Here is a 23,372-nt window from a genome sequence, read left to right on the forward strand (position 1 = left end):
GTTTGCCCTCCCCCCGTCGAACCTGGAGAAAGTCCATGTCCTCTCTGGCAATGAGCAGCACCGTAGAACAGCAGATCGTCCTTCATCAATTCACCCCACGGCACAGCGTCCAGGCCCGCCTGATGCTGGGCTGGAGCCGGGAAGACCTGGCCCGGGAAGCGGATGTGGAAGTGGACGCCCTTCAACGTTTTGAAAGCCATGGCGATGTGGACGATGAAGTCCGCCTGAGTGTGGCGTTTCGCCTGGAGGCTGAAGGGTTGGTGTTTTTCCCGGGCTTTGCGCCGGGTTGGGGGATGAATGTGCGGGGCCGCGCCAGCACTCCGGCACAACCGGCCGCCAAAGGGATCATCTCAAGGTTTCTGGATTCAACAGCGGCGTCCATTGACCCAACAACACCTCAGCCCAATGGTGCATAGCGCGCAAGGCCATCAACTCACGCCTGCAACTGCAGCGCCCGACGGATCATTTGTGGCGGTTGGCCAAACGCTCGCAGGAAGGCTCGACGCATGCGCTCCGGGTCACCGAAGCCCGTCTCCCGGGCGACGACGTCGATGGAGTGGCTGCCGGATTCGAGCATCAACCTCGCCGCTTCAATGCGCAGGTGTTCTACCGCCTTGGCCGGGGATTGCCCGGTTTCGGCGCGGAACAGTCGGCTGAACTGACGCGGGCTGAGGTGTGCCGCTTGCGCCAGTTGTTCTACCGAGAGGTCCTCGTGCAAGTGCCCTTTGGCCCACGCCAGGGCGGTTTGTACGCGGTCGGACTTTGGGTCCAGTTCCAGCAACGCCGAGAACTGCGACTGGCCACCGGCACGGCGATGGTAAACCACCAGTTTTTTCGCCACGTCGCGAGCCACTTCCACGCCCAAATCGTGCTCGACCAGGGCCAGGGCCAGGTCGATGCAGGCGGTCATCCCGGCAGAGGTCCAGAGCGGGCCATCGACGGTGAAGATCCGGTCTTCCTCCAGCTTCACGTTGGGGTAGCGCTGGCGAAACGTCATGGCGTGGTACCAGTGGGTGGTTGCCTTGCGCCCTTCCAACAGGCCGGCCGCCGCCAGGTGGAACGACCCGGTGCAGGCCGACGTAACCCGGCGCGACGCCGTCAATGACGCTTGCAGGTACTCCACCATGCCAGGAGTGGGCTCAAGTAGTTCGTTGTCCCCCAGCACCAGGATCGTGTCGTAGACCTGCTGCCCGAACGCCAGGCTATCAATGGCAAAGCCCATGGAGCTTTTTATCGGCCCGCCATGCTCCGACAACAAGTCCACGCGGTAGAACGGTCGCCCCACCACGAAGTTGGCAAACTCGAACACGCTGCTGGTGGACAGGCTGAGCACCTGGAAACCGGGAAAAAGCAGGATACCGACGGACACCATGGCCAAACCTCATGTCTCTAAAGGAGGGATATATGACATTGCAGCCACCACATTACACCCATAATCTTGGTTCCAACAAGGCCGATCCCCTCCCCGGCCCATTTGGAGCAACTGCCATGTCGCAACACAAAGGTTATGCCCTGATTACCGGTGCTTCGTCAGGAATTGGTGCGGTGTATGCCGACCGCCTGGCCCGTGCCGGCTACGATCTGATTCTGGTGGCCCGCAACCAGCAACGTCTGGAGCAGTTGGCAACACGCTTGAAAGCCAATACCCAGCGTGACGTGCAGGTGATAGCGGCCGATCTCAATCTGCCAGCCGACTTGGCGCGAATCGCCCGGATCGCGCACGAAGACAGCCGTATCAGCCTGCTGGTGAATAACGCCGGTGTGGGCGCCACGGCTTCGCTGCTGGAGTCGGATGCCGACAAAATGGACGCGATGATTCTGCTGAACGTACTGGCGCTGACCCGCCTGGCCAAAGCTGCGGCAACCAACTTTGTCGCCCAGGGGCGTGGCACGATTATCAACATCGGCTCGATTGTCGCTCTCGCTCCCAAAGTGCTGAATGGCGTGTATGGCGGTACCAAAGCGTTCGTGCAGGCGTTCAGCGAATCGCTGCAGCATGAGCTGAGTGACAAGGGCGTGGTGGTCCAAGTGGTGCTGCCAGGCGCTACCGCCACGGAGTTCTGGGACATCGCCGGCCTGCCTGTGAACAACCTGCCGGAAGCCATGGTGATGACCACCGAAAACCTGGTGGACGCCGCCCTGGCAGGCCTTGCCCAGGGCGAAGCCGTGACGATTCCGTCCCTGCCGGACAGCGCCGATTGGGACACCTACGAAAGCGCACGGCTGGCCCTGGGCCCGAACCTGTCGCACCGTGAACCCGCCGCTCGTTATGGGTTGAAGTAATCCGGACTAGCGCAGGCCGGGTGTAAACGCAGGCTTCCTGATTGCATGGGAGGCCTGCTCATACCCGTAGGCGACCGACAGCAACGTGGCTTCGCTCAAATTTGCGCCATAAAAGTGAACGGCCGTTGGCATCCCTTCATCATCCATTCCCGATGGCATGGAGATACCGGGATAACCGGCCACTGCCGAGTAGTAGTAACTGTACGAGTGAAAATTGGACACTATTGCGTCAAGCTTATGCTCGGCCAGTGGCTTATCGATGGTGCTTTTGAAAATCGGGCCGATGGCAGCCCATAACTCATTGCGCGCCTGATCACTGATATCCATCCCGTTGATCATGGTGAGCATCTGTTGATCCGGCACACCCGGACCGCTGTTGCGCTCGTTGAATTCAATCAGCTCAGCCAGCGACTTCACCGGCAAGCCTGCCCGTCCGGCCAGGTAGGCTTCAAGCTGGTGTTTAACGTCCGATAACAACGCGTCGTTATATTGTTCATGGGTTTCGTACGGGACGCCCTCACCCAGTTGACCCACGGGTACCAATGTCGCGCCCTTGCCCCGCAGCAACGTAATGGCATCCTCGAAGTGCTGCCTGTCGGCTATTTTCGCCGGGTCGTTGGCATCTTCTGCTGATAACTCAGGCAACGGCGTATAGCCGATGCGCTTGCCCACCAAGGCGTCAGGCTTGATTCCCTGGGTGTAGCGGTTGGTATCCGTCATCGCATCCAGTGCTTGCGCCGCATCACGCACGTTACGGGTGAAGGTGCCCACCGTGTCCTGGCGGGAACTGGTCATCACCCCTTCAGTGCTCACTAACCCTTCGGTCGGTTTGAAACCAATAACACCGTTGTAAGCCGCCGGCGTAATGATTGAACCATTGGTTTCGACCCCCAATGCCAAGGGCACAATCCCTTGTGCAACGGCTACCGCAGAGCCCGTACTCGAGCCCGCCGCCTGGCCATCCAGCCGATGCGGGTTGAGGGTCAAGCCGCCCCTGGAGCTCCAGCCATCAATCGGCGCCTCAGAGCGAAAATTGGACAATTCGCTCATGTTGGTTTTTCCAATAATCACAACGCCAGCCTTCAGCAGGTTGTCCACCACCTTGGCGTTCCTTGAAGCGGGCCTGCCCACCAGCGCCATGGAGCCACCGCTGGTCTGCATCTTGTCGCCGGTTTCGAACACATCCTTGAGCGCTATCGGAACGCCATGCAAAGGCCCGCGCACTTTGCCTTCGGCCCGCTCCAGATCCAGCGCACGGGCTTTCACACGAGCGTCAGGATTGATTTCAATGAACGCATTGCCGCCCTGCAAGCCCTTGTCCATGTTGGCGATCAGCTTCAGCGAATCCCTCACCACCGAATCGGAACTGGCCCCATTGGGCCGGGTCATGGCCGCTGCCAAATCGTCGGCACTCCTGTAGGCCTGTGGCGGGTTCACCACTGCATCGAAAAGCCCCGCTGCCCATCCCGCGCCCAAACCTGGTCCAATCATAAATACTCCCCGCCTGCCTGAATGTTGGGAATACCGTTCGATATCCCTGCCTCAGTCTAAGAAGCGAAATACTCGATGACTCGGGGGCAACTCTTACCGCGGCGTACGATCACTCTCCCCATGGTGTAGGCCCTTAAAGCCGCCCTAGAACCTGCTGACAACCTCGCACCAACGCCGCCAGACGATCTCTGGACCAGTGCGCACCATAGAACCAGACGACCCTCGACACCCCGTCGACGTCGGTGCCCGCGGGCACGCTGAAGCGTGGGTTATCGGCAGTCGCTGCTTTGTGGAAAGCAACACCTTGCGCATCCGCCACCACCCCATCCAGGCGGTTTTCCGTGACCCGGTCGTTAATCTCATTGCCGGGGTCCAGGGTGAAGTGACGTGTGTCATCGGTCACCCGCGCCGTCACAGGCACCAATTGCGCACCGGCTGCACGCAGTACGTCCAGTACCCGGGCAAAGTGCGGGCTGTGTTTGGCGGGTTTGCGCACATCACCGGTAACGTACTCGCTGGCAAAACCAATACGGCTGCCAGCCAGGGGCGGTGTGTTGATCAGATGACCCGGATCAGCGACGGGTGGAATCTCCACCATCACCCGCCCCTCGGGGTCGACACCGCTGAGGGCAATCAGTGATAACGCGGGATCGCGCACGCTGTGCATCATGGGGCCAGGGAGGTCGAGCCTGGGGCCGTAACCGCCCGTGGAGCCAAACTCCAGGCCGCCCTGGCGAGTGGCCGAATTGACGATCGTACCGGCCGCATGACTGCCAAACACAACACCCTGGCTGGCAGTGGGGGCGCAAGGCTGGGGAGTACAACTGTCCCCCGCCCCTGAAGGCTTGAACAGGCAGCGCACGCCCGGCCCCGTGACCTTCCTACTCTTATCGTCCATACACTCCCACGCCCCGGAATAAAGTTTCGAGGCGTGATTGCATCCCTTCAGCGAGGTGGATGTCTGTCGGAAATGGCTGGTTTTGGCTCGTTCAAAAGCCCTGAAAGCGCGATCAGACGGTGATTATCCGCTGACGTGCGCTTCACTGCCCTGATGCTCGACGTCCAGCCACCAGGCCTGCCCGCGCTCCGGCTGGTTGAGCATGAACGCCTGCCCCATCGCCGGTGTGGTGATCGACACGTTACGCTCCCATGCCAGCGCCATGATGCGGTCGAAGGGTTCGTGCCATGCATGAAACGCCAGGTCGAACGTGCCGTTATGGATCGGCAGCAGCCAGCGGCCCTTCAAGTCGATGTGCGCCTGCAGGGTTTCTTCCGGTTGCATGTGCACGTGGGGCCAGTCGACGTTGTAGGCACCCGTCTCCATCAGGGTCAGGTCAAACGGGCCGTACTGCTCGCCGATACGCTTGAAGCCCTCGAAATAGCCGGTATCACCGCTGAAGAAAATTCGCCGTGAGCCGTCGATCATCACCCACGAACACCACAGCGTCTGGTTGCCATCGAACAGGCCGCGCCCGGAAAAGTGCTGGGCCGGCGTGGACACAAAACGAATCCCGTCCACTTCAGTGCCCTGCCACCAATCCAGCTGCCGCACCTTGCTGGCATCCACGCCCCACTTGACCAGCGTATCGCCCACACCCAGCGGCGCGAGGAAATAGCGGGTCTTGTCCGCCAGTTGCACCACCGCCTTGTGGTCCAGATGGTCGTAGTGGTTGTGGGAAAGAATCACCGCCTCGATCGGCGGCAGGTCCTCAAGGCTGATCGGCGGCTGATGGAAACGCTTGGGGCCCGCCCAACTGAACGGCGAAGCACGCTCGGCGAACACCGGGTCGGTCAGCCAGAACTTGCCGCGCATTTTCAGCAGCACGGTGGAATGGCCGAGGCGGAAAACGCTATGGTCCGGGGCGCCAAACAGTTGCTCGCGAGTCAGCGGCTGCACCGGGATCTCACCCACCGGGCGCGTGCTGCGGGGCTTCTGGAAGAGCATCTTCCACATGATGCCCAGGGTCTTGCCCAAGCCGCCATGCTGGATGGGCTTCTGATTGGTGAAGTGACCTTGATGCTGTTCGGAAGACTTGGGCGCTGTAGAAGAACTGTCGAGACGGGTTGAGATCGTGGCCATTACCGAGGAACTCCTGCAGACTGCTCTAAAAATTACACTGCACAGTGTAGTTTCTAGATTGCAACAAAACCGGGAGCAAGTAAACTACCGAGTGTAAGTTTCCCTTCAGAGCCGAACTCCCACCATGACTGTACCCCTGCGCCTCACCGACCGTAAACGCGAAGCCATCGTGGCAGCCGCCATTGCCGAGTTTCGTGACAACGGGTTCGAGGTCACCAGCATGGACAAGATTGCCGCCACGGCGGGGGTTTCCAAGCGCACGGTGTACAACCACTTCCCGAGCAAGGAAGAGCTGTTCGCCGAGATCCTGCATCAACTGTGGGCCAGCAGTGTTGCGCAACTGGACGTCAGCTACGCCAGCGACCGCCCGCTGCGGGAGCAACTGCGCGGGTTGCTGCAGGCCAAGATGACGATGATGTCGGACGCCAACTTCCTCGACCTGGCCCGGGTCGCGATTGCCGCCACCATCCACTCGCCGGAACGTGCCCAGGACATGGTCAACCGCCTGAGCAAGCGTGAAGAAGGCTTCACCCAATGGGTGCGCGCCGCCCAGGAAGACGGCCGGCTGAGCTGCACCGACCCATGCTTCGCCGCCCACCAGGTGCAAAGCCTGCTCAAGGCCTTTGCCTTCTGGCCACAGATCACCCTCGGCCAGCCGACCCTGGACGCCGACGCCCAAGCGAACGTCATCGAGTCGGCCATCGACCTGTTCCTCGCAGGCTATGAGGTCGTGCCGCAGCACTGACCTGTTGCAGGAACGACATCCAAGGTCGTTTTTATCTGATTCGCCGCGTGTCCTTTGCAAATGGCCTGGAAGGACACTGATTATTCCCACGCGAATAACTGACAATATTCACACGTATTATCCGACCAGTGGTTTTCCCGATCACGTGTGCCGTCGTACCTGCAAAAAAAGAATCGACCCAGGAATCTATGGAAAACCAACGAGGCAAAGGGCTGTCATTTGCCAGACGTATCTACAGGCCAAGGATCATCGGCCTGGGCATCGGCTGCATCAGCGTCATCGCCGCGCTCTACCCACTGCAAATGCCAGGCTGGGTCTGGGCGTTGCTGCTGTTCAATGGTTTTGGCTGGGCGCACCTGGCCTATCAACTTTCGACCCGCTCCGATTTCCCCTACAAGGCGGAACGGCGAAACCTGCTCTACGACTCGCTGCTCGGCGGGTTCTGGGCGGCGACTACACAGTTCACGCCACTGACGGCCGTGACCATCCTGTCGATGATGACCATGAACAACGTCGCCGCCGGCGGCAAACGCCTGTTCCTCCACGGCATCGTGGCGCAACTGGCAGGTATCGGCGTGTCCTGGCTGCTGTTTGGCATCCACTTCAATCCCGACGTCAGCCTGGTCCAGGTCTACGCCTGCCTGCCGATGCTGACCCTGTATCCCATGGCGCTGGGCATGGTCTGCTACCGCCTGGCGATCAAATTGTCGGAACACAAACGCGCCCTGAGCGCCTTGAGCCGCACCGACAGCCTCACCGGCCTGCTCAACCACGGTTCGTGGAAAGACCTGCTGCACCTGAAGTTTCACAAGTGCCAGCAACAACATGGGAACGCCACCATCGCACTGATCGACATTGACCATTTCAAGCAGATCAACGACAGCTATGGGCACATCATCGGTGACCAGGTTCTGCGCCAACTAAGCCTGGAACTTCGACGCAACCTGCGGGCAAACGACCTGGCCGGGCGATACGGCGGCGACGAGTTCTGTGTGATTCTTCCGGACATGCCCATGGAACAGGCCGCACAAGTCATGGAACGCATGCGCGAGGTGTTCAGCAATTACCGCAACCCGGAAATCCCCGAGCTGCGGGTCAGCCTGAGCATTGGCCTGGCGTCTTTCCAGAGCACCTTCACCGACGCGGCCATGTGGCTCAACGCAGCGGACCGCGCGCTGTACGCGGCCAAGGACACCGGCCGTAACCGAGTCAATATCAGCGACTACGTGGTCGCCCATTCCGCCTGAATCCCGCCCTCTGCATCTCGTCTGAATTAAACGCGCCCGTCGCCGACCGATAGCATAATGCCGCCATTGGTCGACTGGCATAGAACTTCTTGCCGGCCATACGACTCAGAACCCGCTGTTCCACCCCGCTGCCAGCACAAGGAAGCTGGCAATGAGCACGTTTGCCGTATGGCCAGGCCTTACGGTGGCAGGCGACCCCATGGATACCCCTGACGCTTGCTTCCCCCGAGCACACGACCATGCTATTCAACGCCCATAAAAAAACCATCAGTACCCTGCAAGCCACCATTGCCCAGCAAGCCAGCCTTCTCGACGCCATCGACCGCTCCATGGCGGTGATTGAATTTGATCTGCAAGGCACGGTCCTGCGGGCCAACGAGAATTTCCTCAAGGCCATGGGCTACACCGCCGACCAAGTCGTGGGCCAGTCCCACCGCCTGTTCTGCACCCCGGCCTTTGCCCGCAGCGCCGAGTACGGCCAGCTATGGACGCAACTGCGCAACGGCCAATTCCAGTCCGGCACCTTTGAGCGCGTGACCAGCGACGGCCAGCCGATCTGGCTGGAGGCCAGCTACAACCCGGTGCGCGACGAGTCCGGCAGCGTGGTGAAAGTGGTGAAGTACGCCATGGACGTCACCCCGAAAATGCAGGCCGAGAGTGAAGCCAACGCCAAGTTGCAGGCCATCGACCGCGCCATGGCGGTGATCGAGTTCAACCTCGACGGCACCATCATCAGCGCCAACCAGAATTTCCTGCAGCGCATGGGCTACAACCTGGCGCAGGTGCAGGGCAAGCATCACCGCATGTTCTGCACACCGGAGCTGGCCAACAGCAGCGCCTACAGCGATTTCTGGCGACGGCTGAACCAGGGTGAGCTGTTCAACGGCCAGTTCGAACGCATCGACAAAAACGGCCAGGTGGTGTGGCTGGAAGCCAACTACAACCCGGTGTACGACGCCAGCGGGCGCCTGTGCAAGGTGGTGAAATACGCCTCCGACGTCACGGCCATGGTGGAGAAACACGCGGCCGACGCGCAAAGCGCCACCCAGGCTTATCACATCTCGCTGCAAACCCGGGACATCGCCGAAAAAGGCGCCGAGGTGATCCAGCAGACCGCCACCGGCATGCGTGAGATTGCCGCCAATATCGACGGTTCTTCCGCGCTGATCGCCAAGCTGGGCGAGCGTTCGCAGCAGATCACCGCCATCGTCAACACCATTCGCGGGATTGCCGACCAGACCAACCTGCTGGCATTGAACGCTGCCATCGAAGCCGCACGCGCCGGCGAACAAGGGCGTGGCTTTGCGGTGGTGGCCGATGAAGTGCGGCAATTGGCGGCGCGCACCAGCGGTTCAACCGCAGAGATTTCGTCGATGATCGAGATGATCCAGACCGAAACCCGCCAGGCCATCGACAGCATGGACGGTACCCGCGACCGCGCCGCCCAGGGCGTGGACCTCGCCAACCAGGCCGGCACCGTGATCCTGCAGATTCGCGAAGGCGCCAGCGAGGCGGTGCAGGCTGTGAGTGCGTTTGCCAATGAACGGGGCAACAGGTAAGCGACAGGCTTCTTCATGTGCCAGGCCGAGGGCTCGGTCTATAGTGGTGGCTTGTCTTACGCCACGGATTCGAGCCCGCCATGACCCCGGATAAACCTGAAGCCAACGTTGACCACCTGCGCTTTCATCGTAAACACGCCCATCTCGCGCCGACCTTTGGCAACGACACCTTTGCGTTGAAAGCCGAAGCCTTCGCACGCTTCTTTGGTACGCCGACGTTCCTGGGGGCGCAAACGGCAATCGTGATTCTGTGGGTCGTGCTCAACATGACCGGCATCACGCACTTTGACGTCTACCCGTTCATCCTCTTGAACCTGGCGTTCAGCCTGCAATCGGCCTATGCCGCCCCCTTGATTTTGCTCGCCCAGACCCGCCAGGCCGCACGGGACAAGGCCCAATCCGACGCCGACGCCCAGCACCGCGAAGCCCTGGCCGTGGCCAACACCGAACGCCAGGCCCAGGCGGCGCAGACCACCAAGCAACTCCTGGAACTGTTGGAGCAGAACACCAAGCTCACCGAGATGACCAAACAACTGACCGAACGCATCGAAGGGCTGACCAGCGAAATGCACGACCAATTCGTGCGCAAGACCTGACCCTCCCACGCATCCCGTGTGGGAGCTGGCTTGCCTGCGATTGCATCACCGCGGTATGCCTGATGCACCACAGCGCCTGTATCGCAGGCAAGCCAGCTCCCACAGTTATCTCACCGGCAAACGCACATGCTGGCCCAACTGATCAAATAACGTCACCACCGAGCGCAAGGCCCGGCAATCGGGGCGCGTCAGCAGCCACAGGGCGGTGTCGTGCCCCACCAGCGGCGGGCTCAACGGTTGCAGGTCCGCGCCCAGCAGGTAATCCGGCAACGCGGCCACGCCGAGTCCCGCGCGCACCAACTCGGTTACCGAAACCATGCTGTTGCAGCGATAGGCCGGCATCACTCCCGGCAAGTGCTGGCGCCGCCAGGTGACGGTGGGGTGATCCGGCAGGAAGTCATCCGGCGCGATCCAGTTCAGGGCCGCCAGTTCCTCCCCCGCATGCTGGCGGGCATAGTCGGCACTGGCGCACACCCGATACGACACCGTGCCCAGGCAACGTCCTACCAGATGCTCGGGCGGTGCCTTGGTCAGGCGCAGGGCAATATCCGCATCGCGGCGACTGAGGTTGGCGAAGTCATTGGACGTGCTCAGCTCCAGGGTCAACGCCGGGTAACCCGGCATGAACTGCGCCAGGGCCGGCAGCAACAGTGACTGCAATACCGAGTCCGTGCACGTCAGGCGCACCGTACCGCTGATCACTTCACCGCCCTGCTCCACTCCCACCCGTGCTGCCTCCAGCGCCTGTTCGGCACGTTCGGCCTGCTCGGCGAGGGTGGTGGCCAAGGTGGTGGGCAGGTAGCCGGCGCGGCTCTTTTCGAACAGCGTCTGGCCCAGCGCCGTCTCCAGCCGCCGCACCGCGCGAAACACCGTAGACACATCCACCCGCAGCAACGCCGCCGCCCGCGCGAGCGTGCCGCCGCGCACCAGGGCGAGGATCAGGGAAAGGTCGGGGTAGTCGATCTGATAGTGCACCGCTGCATTGAGCATGTGTGTTGACGCCAATATTGATTGCGTGAGCGCCAATCTATAGTGAGCGCCAGGACTCAACAAGCCACGGATACCCTCGATGAATAAAACCACCCTGCACCTGGCCCTGATCGGCGACTACGATGCACAGGTCACCGCCCACCAGGCCATTCCCCTGGCGTTGCAACAGGCCGGCGCGGCGCTGGGCCTGACGGTGCGGTTCGACTGGCTGGCCACCGACACGATCAAATCCACCGAACAACTGCAGCACTACGACGGCTTCTGGTGCGTCCCCGCCAGCCCCTACCGAGACCTTGACGGCGCGCTGCTGGCCATCCGGTATGCCCGTGAACAAAAGCGCCCGTTCCTCGGCACCTGCGGCGGTTTTCAACACGCGGTGCTGGAATATGCCCGCAACGTGCTGGGCTGGGCCGACGCCGAGCATGGCGAACTGGCCCCCGACTCGCCGCGTGCAGTGCTGACACCGTTGACCTGCGCGCTGGTGGAAGCGACCGACACCATCCGCTTGATGGCCTATACCCGCATCGCCGAGGCCTACGCCACCCTCGATATCCATGAAGGCTACCGTTGCCGCTATGGCATCAATCCAGCGTTCGAAAGTGCATTGCTGGAAGCCGACCTGATTGCCAGCGGCCAGGACTCGGCGGGCGACCTGCGGGCGGTGGAGTTGCTGGGCCATCCGTTTTTTGTCGCCACCCTGTTCCAGCCGGAACGTGCGGCGCTTAAAGGCGTCACCCCGCCGCTGGCCATTGCGCTGCTGAAGGCCTGCGCATGATCGCCAAGACACCCAAACCGCCGTACTACGCCGTGGTGTTCAGTTCATTGCGCACTGAAGGTGACAACGGTTACGGACAAGCCGCCGACCGCATGCTGGAACTGGCCCGGCAACAACCCGGTTTTCTCGGCGTGGAATCGGCGCGCGGGGACGACGGGCTGGGCATCACGGTGTCCTACTGGAGCAGCGAAGCGGAGATCCTGGCCTGGAAGCAGCACGCCGAACACACTGAGGTGCGCGAACAGGGCCGCGCCACCTGGTACTCGGCGTGCCATACGCGGGTGTGCAAGGTGGAGCGGTCTTACGCGTTCGAGCGCTGAAACATCAGCCCGTGTAAAACACTTAATGTGGACAAGGGAGGCTCTGTGGTGAGGGCGCTTGCTGTAGTGAGGGAGCTTGTGTGGTGAGGGAGCTTGCTGTGGCGAGGGAGCTTGCTCCCGCTGGAGTGCGCAGCGCTCCCAAGATTTTGGGGCCGCTTCGCAGCCCAGCGGGAGCAAGCTCCCTCGCCACAGCAAGCTCCCTGCCACAGCAAACTCCCTCACCACAGCAAGCTCCCTGCCACAGCAAGCTCCCTAGCCACAAAAAGCGCTCCAGCCGCAGGGCTATGCTGCACTCAACTGACCAGACTGCGCACCGCACTGATCTGTGGAATCTCCACCCGACGCATGTACACCCGCAGCGGTTCCGTGATGTTGATGCGATCGTCGATGTTCTGGTCCAGCAACAACTGGATCCGCTCGCGGGACAAGGTCATGGCCTGCCCGTCGACCGGCAGCCAGACAAACTCGGCGGTCGGGATAATGCCGTCATCGGCCACGTCCATGCCGAAGGAGTCTTCGCTGAAACGGACGATGTACTGGCCAGTCTTGCGGTTCAGGCCGACAAAACCCTGGAGTTGGTCGGCGGCCTGGCAGATAAGCTCGGAGGTGATGCGCATGGTAAACCTCACTGAAAAGTCCTACTTGGACTGGAAAGATGGTTTACACGCGTGGCAGGAAAATCTGCCCTCTGATGGGGCAATTCAAGGCAAGAGTACTGCATCGCACCGCACAAAAGTGCAGAAAAATGGCCGGTGAACACGTTAATGTCGGTTTGGTGATAGCGCCATTCGCAAGCAATTGTTAAAAAGGAGCCCTTCTCAAAGTTACCTCCACGAAAGGACTTCGCATATGCCTGTCACGTTTACCAAGAGTGCCCTGCTGCTGGCCCTGATGCTGGGCCTTGGCCACGCACAGGCGGCAAGCCCGATCAGCCCTACCGAATTGGCCACCAACGAAGGCATTCCGCACCCCGCCGTGATTGCCCACCGTGGCGCCTCCTTCGATGCACCGGAATCCACCGCCGCCGCCTACAAAGTCGCGCGCGACCTGGGTGCCGACTACCTGGAAATGGACCTGCAACGCAGCAAGGACGGCGTGCTATTCGCCCTGCATGACAACAACCTGCAACGCACCACCGACGTCGCCACCAAGTTCCCCGAGCGCAAGGACAGCCCGGCCAACGAATTCACCTGGGCCGAGCTTAAAACCCTGGACGCCGGCAGCTGGTTCAACGCCGCCTACCCGGATCGTGCCCGCCCGGGCTTCGTCGGCCTGAAAATCCTCAGCCTGGACGAAATCATCAAGATCGCCGAAGGCAATCCGCAGCACAAACCCGGCCTGTACATCGAAACCAAGGAGCCGAAGCAATTCCCGGGCATCGAGGCCGACCTGAAGAACAAGCTGCTGGATAAAGGCTGGTTGAGCTCCACCGGCTCCAACCAGGCCCAGAAAAACATCGGCGTCGGCCAGGGCAAGGGCCGCGTGGTGCTGCAAACCTTTGAGAAAGACAGCCTGAAAGAACTGCAAAAAGAGATGCCCAACACCCCGAAAATCCTGCTGTTGTGGGTAGGTGAAGGCAGCATCGAACCGAAATCCAAGGTGCCCTTCGCCGAGTCCGGCGAGCCGAGCAAAGCCGCCTACTACGCCAAGCAGGAGCCGAAGGACGCCGCCGAGTTCGAAAAATGGATCGACGAGGCCAAGAGCCTGGGCGCCATCGGTACCGGCCCTTCGGCACAACTGACCAACCTGGGCGACCAGAGCTATTCCGACCTGGTCAAACCCGAGATGAACCAGTTGACCCACGACAAGGGCTTGCTGGTGCACGTGTACACCGTGGATGAGCCGGTGGACTTCGACAAGGTCATGAAAGCCGGCGTCGATGGCATCTTCACCAACCGCGCTGCCGAACTGCTGAAGTACTACAAGCGCTGGCCGTCCTCGAGTGTGGCCGACCTGCTGCAGGACAACGGTTACTGAGTGAGCCCCGAATGGTCAGGTCGCCTGTGGCTGGGGCCTGACTACGGGCTGATCCAGGGCACACCGGGGCGCACCGCGCCCCATGCACACTATGCCCATCAGCTGATGTTCTCCGCGGGCGGGCCGGTCACGGCCAGCCTCGATGGCCGTGCCATCACGGCCCATCGCCTGTTTATCCCGTCCAGAATGCCCCACGCCATCCTCCACACCCATGGTGAGGTATTGATGGTGTATGCCGAACCCGGCGCCTTTGACTTCGACTCTTTGCAGGCCGCCCTGGCCGACAGTGAACGGTCCCTGGAAGCACTCGAGCGCACGCTGCGCCAATTGCCGAGACGCGCACTGGAAGATGCCAGGGTGGAGCGCGCGCTGTCGGCGCTGGATCAGCAACTGAGTGGCAAGGTCTCGGCCCAAGCCCTGGCGCAGGCGGCGCACGTTTCGTTAAGCCAGCTGGAACGTTTGTTCGCCAACCAACTGGGTTTGCCGGTACGTCGCCTGGTGTTGTGGCGGCGCTTGCGAGTGGCGCTGGGACTGGCGCTCGGCGGCAGCACCTTGACCGAGGCTGCACATGGCGCCGGGTTCGCCGATTCGGCGCATTTTTCCCGGACCATGAAGCAACTATTCGGCGTCACGGCCGGGGCGTCGTTGCGCAACCTGCACGTACGAATCCTCGACTAGACCGACGGGAACCGGCGGCTCCTTGCTCAATTGCACCGTCCTGAACGGATCGCGCAACTGCGCCACATACTCCCGCGGAAAATCCGGCCGGCTGCCAATCCCCAAGTCGCCCTGCCCCATTCGATAGTCATGGCTGTAAAACGCCGTGCCCAAGAGCCAATCCCACAGATTGAAAAACAAGCCGAAATTCACATCCCCAGCCCGGCCATATTTCATGTGATGAAAACGATGCACCGGCGCCCAGGCGAACACCCAGCGCAGCGGCCCCAGGCGCATGTCGACATTGGAATGCTGCAACAGCAGCTGCACGGCAATCGCCAGGGCCAGCAGCAGCGCCACCTCCGTGGGAATGCCCAGCAGGATCAACGGCGTCAACCCGGCCGTGGCTTCCAGCATCTGGTGCAACGGATGCTTCATCAAGCCATTGAAGCCATACAGCCGTTGCACGCTGTGGTGCACCGCGTGCAGGCGCCACAAGGCAGCGACTCGGTGGCTGGCGTAATGCATCAGGGTGATGCCCGCATCGGCAATGAAGATCGCCAGCAGCAATTGCGCCCAGAGCGGCCACGCCCGCGGCCATATACCGTCGACGGCCAACAGCGCGGTCAGCACCGGCAAGATCAACAAGCCCGCCGCATTGAGGCCCTCATTGACCAACGCGTGAATCAAGTCGCGACGACGATCACCCTGGTTGCGATTCCACTGCGGCTCATAGGGCAACCACCACTCGGCGATAAACGACACCGCCACCGCCAGAACAAATACCAGCCCCAGCCACTGCAGCACATCCCTCTGCACCAGCCACAGCGCCCACCCGATAAACCCCGCCCAAAACAAGGGCGCATACACCCAGGCCATTAACTGTTTCATCTGTGCCTCCCGTAAGTGAGACGCCAGCATGAAACCCCGCACTCGCCGCCGATTGAACAAACGGCGCAATCTTAAGGGTGAGTTAAGTTGCGCTGGTTAACCTGATCCCACTTAAACAGCTCACCCCAAAGGATCACATCATGAAAAACCTGACCGCTCTGTTCGCTGCTGCCGCCTTGACCCTTACCGCTGGCTTGGCCCAGGCCGACGTTCGCCCGGACCATATTCCGGGCCTGCTCAAGTCCGGTGCCGTGATGGATTTTGAAAAGCTCAACACCAAGGCCGTGGCCCAGCACAAAGGCGCCACAATCGTTGACACCGAACTGGAAGACAACGCCGGCCGCCTGGTCTACGAGACCGAACTGCGTGACACCAGCAACGTGAAGTGGGACGTGAAGCTGGATGCCAAGACCGGCGAAGTCCTGGAAAACAAGCAAGACACTTGAGTTGAACCGCAAAAACGCCGCGCCGCCTTCGGGCCGCGCGGCTTTTTTATGCGCGCTCGTCGCCCAGAAGAGCAATTAGTCTAATTAGCGTGAACGAATTTGTACCTTACGCCGCCAAGCTCGCTAGAATCCCAACCATCAGCCAAGGCACAACGCCAGCAGCATCAGGACCGGAACCGTTCGCCATGGGGCAAAAAGCCGTCGACATTGCCACCATTGGCAGAATCAGCGCCGTCCCGGCGATTCTCCAGGTAGTCAGCGAGATGACCGGCTTGCGTTTTGCGGCCGTGGCCCGGGTCACCGACGATTCCTGGACCGCCTGCGCCGTGCGCGACCAACTGGACTTCGGCCTGCCCGTGGGTGGCGAGCTGGACCTGACCACCACCCTGTGCCACGAAATACGCGACTCCCACGTCTCGATCGTGATCGACAAAGCCAGCGAAGACCCGCTGTACCGCGACCACCACACGCCGCGTATCTACCACTTTGAAAGCTACATCTCGGTGCCGGTGTTCCGCACCGACGGGCGTTTCTTCGGCACCATCTGTGCCCTGGACCCGAACCCGGCGCAACTGCGCAGCAGCACCATCCAGTCGACCATGGAGTCGTTTGCCCGGGTGCTGTCGCTGCAGATCGAAGCCGAAGAAAGCCTCCAGCAGACCGAAGCCGACCTGCAGCAGGAGCGCGAAACCGCCGAACTGCGCGAACAATTCATCGCCGTGCTCGGCCACGACCTGCGCAACCCGCTGTTCGCCATCAACGTCGGCGCCGAACGTCTGCTGCGCAAACACCCGGACCCGGCCACCGACACCCTGGTGCGGCACATGCTGGCCAGCGGCCGCCGGGCCTCGCAACTGGTGGAAGACGTACTGGACTTTGCCCGCGGGCGAATGGGCAGCGGCATCCCGGTGAACATCAGTGAATGCACTGGGCTTGAAGACACTTTGCAGCATGTGGTGGAAGAGGTGCAGCACGTCCATCCAAAGCGGCTGATTCACGCCAGCATCGGCAATCTCAAGGGTGTGAAAGGCGACCGCGAGCGGCTCGCGCAATTGCTCTCCAACCTGGTGGCCAACGCCATCAGCCACGGCAACCCGCAAGGGCCGGTTGAAGTCAGTGCGCAGGTCAACGCCGGCACGTTTGAGTTAACGGTGAAAAACCTTGGGCTGATCAGTGAGCAAGCCATGCCGCTGCTGTTCCAGCCCTACTCCCGACCGACGGGCGCCCTGCCCCAGGCCGGGTTGGGCCTGGGGTTGTACATCGTCAAGCAGATTGCCGACGCCCATGGCGGGCGGCTGGAAGTGTCTTCCAGCGAGCAGGACGGCACGGTGTTCAGCTTCAGTTTGCCCGCGGGCGATTGACGGCCACCTCAAACCGTCACAAAAGCGTCAAATTCAGTTGCCATGATGCGCTCAGGTGAACCTGTGAAATTTCCTACAGGCACTTTCCCTGCGAGCCTCCATGAACCACAGCATCGACCACAGCCACCAGGACTCAGACCTGTTTGGCTTGCTCTACGGTTTTCGTTTCCGCCCCGGTGAAAAGGGCGAACAGATTGATTCAGCCACTGCCCTTGCGGCCTTGCAGCAACCCGGTGACCCCGACGAATTCCTCTGGCTGCATTTGAACCTGGCCCACGCCGCGTGCGAGCGCTGGATGCAGGCGCACCTGAACCTGCCGGAAGAATTCTTCGAAGCCTTGCACGAAGGCTCACGCTCCACCCGCATCGAACACGTGGACTCGGCCTTGCTGGCGGTGGTCAACGAAGTGGTGTTCAACTTCAGCAGCATGGTGTCTTCAGACATTTCCACCCTATGGGTGTGCGCCCGCAGCCGGCTGCTGATCAGCGCGCGCCTGCAACCGCTGCATTCGGTGGACAAGTTGCGCTCGTCGGTGAAGGCCGGTGAACACTTTCGCTCGCCGCTGGAACTGCTGGTGCATTTGCTGCGGGACCAGGGCGAGGTGCTGACACAGATCGTGCGCAAGACCAGCCTCAGCGTCGACCAGATCGAGGACCAGTTGCTGTCGTCACGCCTGTCCACCAACCGCGCCGAACTGGGTGCCGCGCGCCGGGTGCTGGTGCGCCTGCAACGGTTGCTGGCGCTGGAGCCGGGCTCGTTGCTGCGACTGCTCAATCGCCCGCCCCAGTGGCTGCAGAAGGAAGACGTGAAAGAGCTGCGCAAATCCACCGAGGAGTTTGCGCTGATCATCAACGACCTGATGGCGTTGGGTGAGCGCATCAAGCTGCTGCAGGAAGAGATCGCCGCCAACCTCAACGAACAGAGCAACCGCACGTTGTTCACCCTGACCGTGGTCACGGTGCTGGCGTTGCCGATCAACATCATTGCCGGTTTTTTTGGCATGAACGTTGGTGGCGTGCCGCTCTCCACAGACCCGGAAGGCTTCTGGATTCTGGTGGCGCTGGTGGCGACATTCACCCTGATTGCCGGACGCTGGGCGTTTCGCAAGCGCAAGGATTATTGAATTTGAAATGCGATCAAGTGTGGGAGCTGGCTTGCCTGCGATAGCGGTGGTGACTGATCACCGCTATCGCAGGCAAGCCAGCTCCCACATTTTATCGGCGGTGTTTTATAGACCGGCGGCAACTTCAATTCCCTAAACACTGATTTACCGCAGCATCTCTGTAACATTCTGCAACGATCATGACGGATATCCTCCCTCAACACTGGATGTTCCGGCATGGCAACCCCTTCGCTGACCGCCTCCACCGCCTCCGTCACCAACGATCCCAAACCGCGCCTGGACAAAAAACCGGGCCTGGTGACGGTGATCATTTTCTTCGCCGTACTCGCCATGGGCCTGTTGTTCACCGCCTACAGCCTGATGCACGACATGCACGAGCTGGGCACGGTGGTCACCACCTGGACGCCGTTCCTGCTGCTGGGCGTGGCGCTGTTGATCGCCCTGGGCTTCGAGTTCGTCAACGGCTTCCACGACACCGCCAACGCGGTGGCCACGGTGATTTACACCAACTCATTGCCACCGCATTTCGCGGTGGTGTGGTCGGGCTTTTTCAACTTCCTCGGCGTGCTGCTATCCAGCGGCGCGGTGGCGTTCGGCATCATCGCCCTGCTGCCGGTAGAGCTGATTTTGCAGGTCGGCTCCTCCGCCGGCTTTGCGATGATCTTCGCGCTGTTGATCGCCGCGATCCTGTGGAACCTCGGCACCTGGTGGCTGGGGTTGCCGGCGTCGTCGTCCCACACCTTGATCGGCTCGATCATCGGCGTGGGCGTGGCCAACGCCCTGATGCATGGCCGCGACGGCACCAGCGGTGTGGACTGGGGCCAGGCGATCAAGATCGGTTATGCGTTGCTGCTGTCGCCGCTGATCGGCTTCGCCTTCGCCGCCCTGCTGTTGCTGGCGCTGCGGGCCTTCGTGAAAAATCGCTCGCTGTACAAAGCGCCAAAAGGCGATACCCCGCCGCCTTGGTGGATTCGCGGCATGCTGATCGCCACCTGCACCGGTGTGTCGTTCGCCCATGGCTCCAACGATGGCCAGAAGGGCATGGGCCTGATCATGTTGATCCTGGTGGGCACCCTGCCGATGGCCTACGCGTTGAACCGCACCATGCCGGCCGGTGAGTCGTTGCAGTTTGCCGCGGTGGCCGAAGTCACCCAGGCCGCCCTGGTAAAAGCGGCGCCGCAACTGGCCCCCGCCGACTCTCGCGGCACCTTGTCGACCTACGTACGCACCAAGGAAGCCACCCCGGAACTGGTGCCCGCCCTGGCGGCCATCACCGGGCATATCGGTGAGGAAGTGAAGAGCTACGGCTCCCTCGCCGCCGTTCCGGCCGAGGCCGTGGGCAACGTGCGTAACGACATGTACCTGACCAGCGAAACCATCCGCCTGATGGACAAGGGCAAGGTCGGCAACTTCGATGCCGACACCCAGAACAAGCTGCAACTGTTCAAGCAACAGATCGACAACGCCACACGGTTTATCCCGCTGTGGGTCAAGATCGCCGTGGCCATCGCCCTCGGGCTCGGCACCATGGTCGGCTGGAAACGTATCGTGGTGACCGTGGGCGAGAAGATCGGCAAGACCCACCTGACCTACGCCCAGGGCGCATCCGCCGAGATGGTGGCGATGCTGACCATCGGCGCGGCAGACATGTATGGCTTGCCGGTGTCCACCACCCATGTGTTGTCGTCGGGTGTGGCCGGGACCATGGTGGCGAACGGCGGTGGCTTGCAGATGAAGACCATCCGCAACTTGCTGATGGCCTGGGTGCTGACGTTACCGGCGGCGATTCTGTTATCGGGTAGCCTGTACTGGCTATTCACCCAATTGTTCTGACACAACCCGATAAAAATGTGGGAGCGGGCTTGCTCGCGAATGCGGTGGCTCAGTCACAGACTTATTGACTGACACTCCGCTTTCGCGAGCAAGCCCGCTCCCACATTGGGTTCAGTGGTGAGTTCAGGTGCTAAACAACCCACCCATCAGCTTCAACCGCTTCTTGTACACCCGCCGCGCCTCCAACGCTTCCTCCAGCGTCACCGCCACAAACCCCGCCCGCTGGTTCGGTTGCATCTGCCCGATCAGATCCAGGTCGGCACTGATCACCGTGCCAATCATCGCGTAGCCCCCGCCCGACACCGCGTCCCGGTGCAGCACGATCGGCTCCAGGCCCGCCGGCACCTGGATCGAACCGATGGGGTAGCAACTGTCGACGATGTTCGACGGATCGGACCCGGCGCCAAACGGCTGTTCCCGTGGCTGAAAGCTCAAGGCATTGCCGCCCTTGAAGCGATAGCCGATGCGGTCGGCCTCCGACCCTACCGTCCAGGGCTCGGCAAAAAAGCTGCTCTTGGCGGCGGGCGTCAGGCGCTCGTAATACAGCCCTGGCACCACCCGCAGGGTCACGTCCCCACCCACCGATTGGCGCAACGCCATGGGCAAACTGTTCCCCGCCCGGCCTTTGCCGCTGGCTTCGCCCACGGGCAGTTCATCACCCTCCACCAGCCGCCGCCCGTGAAACCCGCCCAACGCACCCAGGGTGTAAGTGGACCGGCTGCCCAATACCAGCGGCACGTCAATACCACCAGCCACCGCGAGGTAAGTCCGCGCGCCGGCCCTGGGAAATTCAAAGCGCAGCACTTGCCCGGCCCGCACTTCAAACGCGGTGTCCTGATGCACCACTACGCCGTCCAGGCGCGGCGACATCAGCGCCCCGCACAACGCCACCAGGGCATCCTGCTGAAACTCCAGCTCCGGCCCGATCAACGTGCATTCCAGCCCGGCAGCGCCGATGGGGTTGCCCACCAGGTGGTTGGCCGCGCTCAACGCGTATTGGTCCAGGGCGCCGGATGGCGGGATGCCGAGGTGGTAATAACCTTCGCGGCCAAGATCCTGCACGGAGGTGGCGAGGCCGGGTTTGAGTACCTTGATCATGCCAGCGCCTCCTGCAAGGTTTTCGGGTAGCCGATGGGGTCGGCGAGAAAGGCGTCGAGGGAAAACTCCACCGGGCGGATGCGCAGGTCGAAGCGCCCTGCGTCCACTTCTGCCACGGCCAGGTCATAGGCGTCGCGGTCCATGGGTTTGAACTGCACGATGTCGCCGGGGCGGAAGAACACCATGTGCTCTTTCAGGTAAGCCAGTTGCTGTTGCGGGTCGTAGATCGGCGCCGGGGTGACGCCGAACATCTGGTAACCGCCGGCGCCGCGTACCGAATAGATACAGCCGAAGCAGCCGCCGTGGCCGAGGGTCAATTTCGGCGTGTCGGTGCGTGGGCGCAGGTACTTGGGCACCTGCAACTGCCGCTCGCGTTCCACCATCTGGAACATGAACGGCAAGCCCGCCACAAACCCCACCATCGAGACAAACCACGGCGCGCCACTGTGGGCCGCGATAAACGCGTCCACATCCGCCAGGCCGTTGATCCGCGCTGCGTATTCCAGGTCGGTACCGGTCGGGTCCTGATGACGGTCGCGAAAGCGCATCAGGGTTTCATGGGTCCAGGGGTCGTTGTACAGCACCGGGATTTCGATGATGCGGGTGTGCAAGGTGCGTTCGGCCACGGCCTGGGCTTCGGCGCTTTGTACCGCGTCGAGCAGCACGTGGGGCGCGATGCGGTCCGGGTCGAAACGAATCTGGAACGAGGCATTTGCCAGGCAGACGTCCAGCACACCGTCCAGGGCCAGGCGTTCCACCGCACGGGTGACGGCCATGCCCTTGAAGAAAGCCTCCAGGGACATGCTCTCGCTGACCTCGGCAAACAGGTGTTCATCACCGCCAAAGCTGTAGCGGATCGGGGAAGATTCAGCCATGTCTGTTCCTCTTGGAATCATTGTAGAAAGGCAGGCAAAAAATCATGAGTGTTGGCAGAGGTAGTCATTGTGGCGAGGGGGCTTGTCCCCCGTTGGGCTGCGTAGCAGCCCCAAAACCTGACCTTGAATGCTGCCCGGGGAAACTCCGTGAGCTTATAGGGGCTGCTGCGCAGCCCAACGCGGGGCAAGCCCGCTCGCCACAACAATCCCCGCCTGGTCCAGCGCTTCACGCGTCGCTTCCACCAGTTCAAGGGCGCCGGGGGTGTCGCTGTGCAGGCAAATGGAATCGAATTCGATAAACAGGTCTTCGCCTTCAACCGTGCGCACCAGGCCGGTCTGGCAGGCACGCAGGACACGCGCCGCAACCGTCGCCGGATCCAGCGCCCGCACATTGCGGGTAAACACGATGGAGCCAGTGAGATCGTACTCACGGTCGGCATAAAACTCCCGCACCACCGGCTGGCCGAGTTCCTTGGCGATACGCCAGATCACCGAATTCGGCATGCAATACAGCAGCAGCGTGGGCTCCAGCCGTTGCAGGTTTTCCACGAGCAACCGCGCCGCTTCTTCATCCCGCGCCAGGTGCATATACAGCGCGCCGTGGGGCTTGATGTGTTGCAGCGTGAGGCCCTGCACCCGGGCGATTTCCCGCAGGGCGCCGAGTTGATAGAGCATGTCGTCCACCAGCTCCTGGGCCGGGGCGTTGATATGGCGTCGGCCGAAACCTACGAGGTCGCGAAAACCCGGGTGCGCGCCAATCGCCACGCCCAACTGCTTGGCGCGTTCGACGGTGCGGCGCATGGTGCCCGGGTCGCCGGCGTGAAAGCCGGTGGCGATGTTGGCCGAGCTGATGTAGGCCATCAGTTCGCTGTCGACGCCGTCGCCGATGGTCCAGGGGCCGAAGCCTTCGCCCATGTCCGAATTGAAATCCACTGCCTGCATCGGGGTCGCTCCGTTGAAGTTCTTGCGATGGAAATTAGGCTGCCCCTTGACCCCTTGGGAAGATCTATTATCAGATGGCCCAT

At 61.6% G+C, this 23,372-nt stretch carries 24 protein-coding genes; 14 read left to right on the top strand and 10 right to left on the bottom strand.

Going from position 1 to position 23,372, the window contains the following annotated elements:
- Positions 1 to 35: 35 nt before the first annotated feature.
- Positions 36 to 416 carry a helix-turn-helix transcriptional regulator gene (locus tag HX818_RS01660; RefSeq protein WP_177008444.1) on the top strand — a complete coding sequence of 127 codons (381 nt, stop codon included), beginning with the start codon at positions 36 to 38 and terminating at the stop codon, positions 414 to 416.
- Positions 417 to 433: 17 nt separating this feature from the next.
- Here HX818_RS01660 and HX818_RS01665 read toward each other — a convergent pair whose 3' ends face one another.
- Positions 434 to 1,372 (bottom strand): GlxA family transcriptional regulator, encoded by a 939-nt coding sequence (locus tag HX818_RS01665; RefSeq protein WP_008432938.1) that lies wholly within the window; start codon positions 1,370 to 1,372, stop codon positions 434 to 436.
- 116 nt (positions 1,373 to 1,488) lie between these two features.
- Here HX818_RS01665 and HX818_RS01670 point away from each other — a divergent pair, with 116 nt between their 5' ends.
- The gene (locus HX818_RS01670; RefSeq protein ID WP_008432939.1) at positions 1,489 to 2,283 is read left to right on the top strand and encodes an SDR family oxidoreductase; all 795 of its coding nucleotides are present in this window, start codon (positions 1,489 to 1,491) and stop codon (positions 2,281 to 2,283) included.
- Between the two features lie 6 nt (positions 2,284 to 2,289).
- On the opposite strand, the gene HX818_RS01675 is transcribed toward HX818_RS01670, so the two are convergent.
- The 3 genes from HX818_RS01675 to HX818_RS01685 all read right to left on the bottom strand — a co-directional run bounded on the left by HX818_RS01675 (position 2,290) and on the right by HX818_RS01685 (position 5,854).
- Complete coding sequence (locus HX818_RS01675) at positions 2,290 to 3,672, bottom strand: amidase family protein (protein ID WP_256346392.1); 1,383 nt, start codon at positions 3,670 to 3,672, stop codon at positions 2,290 to 2,292.
- Positions 3,673 to 3,907: 235 nt separating this feature from the next.
- Positions 3,908 to 4,672 carry a hypothetical protein gene (locus tag HX818_RS01680; protein ID WP_177019359.1) on the bottom strand — a complete coding sequence of 255 codons (765 nt, stop codon included), beginning with the start codon at positions 4,670 to 4,672 and terminating at the stop codon, positions 3,908 to 3,910.
- A 123-nt stretch (positions 4,673 to 4,795) separates the two neighbouring features.
- Positions 4,796 to 5,854 (bottom strand): MBL fold metallo-hydrolase, encoded by a 1,059-nt coding sequence (locus tag HX818_RS01685; RefSeq protein WP_177019360.1) that lies wholly within the window; start codon positions 5,852 to 5,854, stop codon positions 4,796 to 4,798.
- Between the two features lie 124 nt (positions 5,855 to 5,978).
- Between HX818_RS01685 and HX818_RS01690 the strand changes: the two genes are divergently transcribed.
- The 4 genes from HX818_RS01690 (at position 5,979) to HX818_RS01705 (ending at position 10,001) form a co-directional block, all read left to right on the top strand.
- The gene (locus HX818_RS01690; RefSeq protein WP_003211473.1) at positions 5,979 to 6,599 is read left to right on the top strand and encodes a TetR/AcrR family transcriptional regulator; all 621 of its coding nucleotides are present in this window, start codon (positions 5,979 to 5,981) and stop codon (positions 6,597 to 6,599) included.
- A gap of 188 nt (positions 6,600 to 6,787) precedes the next feature.
- Positions 6,788 to 7,846, top strand: coding sequence for a diguanylate cyclase (locus HX818_RS01695; RefSeq protein WP_003211472.1), 1,059 nt, complete (start codon positions 6,788 to 6,790; stop codon positions 7,844 to 7,846).
- A gap of 239 nt (positions 7,847 to 8,085) precedes the next feature.
- Complete coding sequence (locus HX818_RS01700; RefSeq protein WP_177019361.1) at positions 8,086 to 9,405, top strand: PAS domain-containing methyl-accepting chemotaxis protein; 1,320 nt, start codon at positions 8,086 to 8,088, stop codon at positions 9,403 to 9,405.
- Positions 9,406 to 9,485: 80 nt separating this feature from the next.
- Entirely contained in the window at positions 9,486 to 10,001 is a 516-nt protein-coding gene (locus tag HX818_RS01705; RefSeq protein ID WP_003211469.1) for a DUF1003 domain-containing protein, read from the top strand.
- Positions 10,002 to 10,106: 105 nt separating this feature from the next.
- On the opposite strand, the gene HX818_RS01710 is transcribed toward HX818_RS01705, so the two are convergent.
- A complete protein-coding gene (locus HX818_RS01710) occupies positions 10,107 to 10,991 on the bottom strand; it encodes a LysR family transcriptional regulator (protein ID WP_177019362.1) in 885 nt (294 codons plus the stop codon).
- Positions 10,992 to 11,070: 79 nt separating this feature from the next.
- Between HX818_RS01710 and HX818_RS01715 the strand changes: the two genes are divergently transcribed.
- Positions 11,071 to 11,766: a CTP synthase gene (locus HX818_RS01715; protein WP_177019363.1), complete on the top strand. Its 696-nt coding sequence runs from the start codon at positions 11,071 to 11,073 to the stop codon at positions 11,764 to 11,766.
- Complete coding sequence (locus HX818_RS01720; RefSeq protein ID WP_087693147.1) at positions 11,763 to 12,086, top strand: antibiotic biosynthesis monooxygenase; 324 nt, start codon at positions 11,763 to 11,765, stop codon at positions 12,084 to 12,086. Before HX818_RS01715 ends, HX818_RS01720 begins: the two co-directional genes overlap by 4 nt.
- A gap of 293 nt (positions 12,087 to 12,379) precedes the next feature.
- Here the strand turns inward: HX818_RS01720 and HX818_RS01725 are convergent, their stop codons facing one another.
- Complete coding sequence (locus tag HX818_RS01725; RefSeq protein ID WP_008432956.1) at positions 12,380 to 12,703, bottom strand: DUF2025 family protein; 324 nt, start codon at positions 12,701 to 12,703, stop codon at positions 12,380 to 12,382.
- Positions 12,704 to 12,935: 232 nt separating this feature from the next.
- On the opposite strand from HX818_RS01725, the gene HX818_RS01730 reads away from it, so the two are divergent.
- Positions 12,936 to 14,063: a glycerophosphodiester phosphodiesterase gene (locus HX818_RS01730; RefSeq protein ID WP_008432958.1), complete on the top strand. Its 1,128-nt coding sequence runs from the start codon at positions 12,936 to 12,938 to the stop codon at positions 14,061 to 14,063.
- Entirely contained in the window at positions 14,064 to 14,741 is a 678-nt protein-coding gene (locus tag HX818_RS01735; protein ID WP_177019364.1) for a helix-turn-helix domain-containing protein, read from the top strand.
- On the opposite strand, the gene HX818_RS01740 is transcribed toward HX818_RS01735, so the two are convergent.
- Positions 14,682 to 15,611 carry a sterol desaturase family protein gene (locus HX818_RS01740; protein WP_177019365.1) on the bottom strand — a complete coding sequence of 310 codons (930 nt, stop codon included), beginning with the start codon at positions 15,609 to 15,611 and terminating at the stop codon, positions 14,682 to 14,684. The two genes, HX818_RS01735 and HX818_RS01740, sit on opposite strands and share 60 nt — an antisense overlap.
- Positions 15,612 to 15,751: 140 nt before the next feature.
- Between HX818_RS01740 and HX818_RS01745 the strand changes: the two genes are divergently transcribed.
- The 4 genes from HX818_RS01745 to HX818_RS01760 all read left to right on the top strand — a co-directional run bounded on the left by HX818_RS01745 (position 15,752) and on the right by HX818_RS01760 (position 20,374).
- The gene (locus HX818_RS01745) at positions 15,752 to 16,057 is read left to right on the top strand and encodes a PepSY domain-containing protein (protein ID WP_177019366.1); all 306 of its coding nucleotides are present in this window, start codon (positions 15,752 to 15,754) and stop codon (positions 16,055 to 16,057) included.
- Between the two features lie 185 nt (positions 16,058 to 16,242).
- A complete protein-coding gene (locus tag HX818_RS01750; RefSeq protein WP_087693151.1) occupies positions 16,243 to 17,418 on the top strand; it encodes a GAF domain-containing sensor histidine kinase in 1,176 nt (391 codons plus the stop codon).
- A gap of 100 nt (positions 17,419 to 17,518) precedes the next feature.
- Entirely contained in the window at positions 17,519 to 18,541 is a 1,023-nt protein-coding gene (locus HX818_RS01755) for a transporter (RefSeq protein WP_177019367.1), read from the top strand.
- A gap of 216 nt (positions 18,542 to 18,757) precedes the next feature.
- On the top strand, positions 18,758 to 20,374 hold the full coding sequence (locus HX818_RS01760) for an inorganic phosphate transporter (RefSeq protein ID WP_008432964.1): 1,617 nt from the start codon (positions 18,758 to 18,760) through the stop codon (positions 20,372 to 20,374).
- 123 nt (positions 20,375 to 20,497) lie between these two features.
- Here HX818_RS01760 and HX818_RS01765 read toward each other — a convergent pair whose 3' ends face one another.
- The 3 genes from HX818_RS01765 to HX818_RS01775 form a co-directional block, all read right to left on the bottom strand.
- Positions 20,498 to 21,472, bottom strand: coding sequence for a biotin-dependent carboxyltransferase family protein (locus tag HX818_RS01765; RefSeq protein WP_003211445.1), 975 nt, complete (start codon positions 21,470 to 21,472; stop codon positions 20,498 to 20,500).
- On the bottom strand, positions 21,469 to 22,347 hold the full coding sequence (locus HX818_RS01770) for an allophanate hydrolase subunit 1 (RefSeq protein WP_008432967.1): 879 nt from the start codon (positions 22,345 to 22,347) through the stop codon (positions 21,469 to 21,471). The genes HX818_RS01765 and HX818_RS01770 overlap by 4 nt, the downstream gene beginning before the upstream one ends.
- A gap of 153 nt (positions 22,348 to 22,500) precedes the next feature.
- The gene (locus HX818_RS01775) at positions 22,501 to 23,289 is read right to left on the bottom strand and encodes a 5-oxoprolinase subunit PxpA (RefSeq protein ID WP_177019368.1); all 789 of its coding nucleotides are present in this window, start codon (positions 23,287 to 23,289) and stop codon (positions 22,501 to 22,503) included.
- Positions 23,290 to 23,372 lie beyond the last annotated feature (83 nt).

The organism is Pseudomonas sp. F9001 (assembly GCF_013385435.1).
In the GTDB taxonomy this organism is placed as follows: Bacteria; Pseudomonadota; Gammaproteobacteria; order Pseudomonadales; family Pseudomonadaceae; genus Aquipseudomonas.

What these genes read in the sequence shown, in the direction of transcription:
- HX818_RS01660 (WP_177008444.1), top strand. Translation starts at nt 36, where the DNA reads ATGTCCTCTCTGGCAATGAGCAGCACCGTAGAACAGCAGATCGTCCTT.
- HX818_RS01665 (WP_008432938.1), bottom strand. Translation starts at nt 1,372, where the DNA reads ATGGTGTCCGTCGGTATCCTGCTTTTTCCCGGTTTCCAGGTGCTCAGC.
- HX818_RS01670 (WP_008432939.1), top strand. Translation starts at nt 1,489, where the DNA reads ATGTCGCAACACAAAGGTTATGCCCTGATTACCGGTGCTTCGTCAGGA.
- HX818_RS01675 (WP_256346392.1), bottom strand. Translation starts at nt 3,672, where the DNA reads ATGACCCGGCCCAATGGGGCCAGTTCCGATTCGGTGGTGAGGGATTCG.
- HX818_RS01680 (WP_177019359.1), bottom strand. Translation starts at nt 4,672, where the DNA reads ATGGACGATAAGAGTAGGAAGGTCACGGGGCCGGGCGTGCGCTGCCTG.
- HX818_RS01685 (WP_177019360.1), bottom strand. Translation starts at nt 5,854, where the DNA reads ATGGCCACGATCTCAACCCGTCTCGACAGTTCTTCTACAGCGCCCAAG.
- HX818_RS01690 (WP_003211473.1), top strand. Translation starts at nt 5,979, where the DNA reads ATGACTGTACCCCTGCGCCTCACCGACCGTAAACGCGAAGCCATCGTG.
- HX818_RS01695 (WP_003211472.1), top strand. Translation starts at nt 6,788, where the DNA reads ATGGAAAACCAACGAGGCAAAGGGCTGTCATTTGCCAGACGTATCTAC.
- HX818_RS01700 (WP_177019361.1), top strand. Translation starts at nt 8,086, where the DNA reads ATGCTATTCAACGCCCATAAAAAAACCATCAGTACCCTGCAAGCCACC.
- HX818_RS01705 (WP_003211469.1), top strand. Translation starts at nt 9,486, where the DNA reads ATGACCCCGGATAAACCTGAAGCCAACGTTGACCACCTGCGCTTTCAT.
- HX818_RS01710 (WP_177019362.1), bottom strand. Translation starts at nt 10,991, where the DNA reads ATGCTCAATGCAGCGGTGCACTATCAGATCGACTACCCCGACCTTTCC.
- HX818_RS01715 (WP_177019363.1), top strand. Translation starts at nt 11,071, where the DNA reads ATGAATAAAACCACCCTGCACCTGGCCCTGATCGGCGACTACGATGCA.
- HX818_RS01720 (WP_087693147.1), top strand. Translation starts at nt 11,763, where the DNA reads ATGATCGCCAAGACACCCAAACCGCCGTACTACGCCGTGGTGTTCAGT.
- HX818_RS01725 (WP_008432956.1), bottom strand. Translation starts at nt 12,703, where the DNA reads ATGCGCATCACCTCCGAGCTTATCTGCCAGGCCGCCGACCAACTCCAG.
- HX818_RS01730 (WP_008432958.1), top strand. Translation starts at nt 12,936, where the DNA reads ATGCCTGTCACGTTTACCAAGAGTGCCCTGCTGCTGGCCCTGATGCTG.
- HX818_RS01740 (WP_177019365.1), bottom strand. Translation starts at nt 15,611, where the DNA reads ATGAAACAGTTAATGGCCTGGGTGTATGCGCCCTTGTTTTGGGCGGGG.
- HX818_RS01745 (WP_177019366.1), top strand. Translation starts at nt 15,752, where the DNA reads ATGAAAAACCTGACCGCTCTGTTCGCTGCTGCCGCCTTGACCCTTACC.
- HX818_RS01750 (WP_087693151.1), top strand. Translation starts at nt 16,243, where the DNA reads ATGGGGCAAAAAGCCGTCGACATTGCCACCATTGGCAGAATCAGCGCC.
- HX818_RS01755 (WP_177019367.1), top strand. Translation starts at nt 17,519, where the DNA reads ATGAACCACAGCATCGACCACAGCCACCAGGACTCAGACCTGTTTGGC.
- HX818_RS01760 (WP_008432964.1), top strand. Translation starts at nt 18,758, where the DNA reads ATGGCAACCCCTTCGCTGACCGCCTCCACCGCCTCCGTCACCAACGAT.
- HX818_RS01765 (WP_003211445.1), bottom strand. Translation starts at nt 21,472, where the DNA reads ATGATCAAGGTACTCAAACCCGGCCTCGCCACCTCCGTGCAGGATCTT.
- HX818_RS01770 (WP_008432967.1), bottom strand. Translation starts at nt 22,347, where the DNA reads ATGGCTGAATCTTCCCCGATCCGCTACAGCTTTGGCGGTGATGAACAC.
- HX818_RS01775 (WP_177019368.1), bottom strand. Translation starts at nt 23,289, where the DNA reads ATGCAGGCAGTGGATTTCAATTCGGACATGGGCGAAGGCTTCGGCCCC.